Annotated in this window: 1 rRNA gene; it reads right to left on the reverse strand. The window is 49.5% G+C overall.

What is annotated here, in order from left to right:
• Position 1 precedes the first annotated feature (1 nt).
• A 23S ribosomal RNA gene (locus tag HC728_RS19985) occupies positions 2-275 on the reverse strand; the annotation flags it as partial.

Genomic DNA, 275 nt, shown 5'->3' on the forward strand with positions numbered 1-275 from the left:
GGAGACAGCGTGGCCATCATTACGCCATTCGTGCAGGTCGGAACTTACCCGACAAGGAATTTCGCTACCTTAGGACCGTTATAGTTACGGCCGCCGTTTACTTGGGCTTCGATCAAGAGCTTCGACCCCTCTCTATATAGAGAAACAATCTAACCCCATCAATTAACCTTCAAGCACCGGGCAGGCGTCACACCGTATACGTCATCTTACGATTTAGCACAGTGCTATGTTTTTAATAAACAGTTGCAGCCACCTGGTATCTGCGACTCCCGGCA

Origin of the sequence: Aliivibrio sp. S10_S31, from assembly GCF_014694495.1 — a bacterium.
Taxonomy (GTDB): Bacteria; Pseudomonadota; Gammaproteobacteria; order Enterobacterales; family Vibrionaceae; genus Aliivibrio; species Aliivibrio fischeri.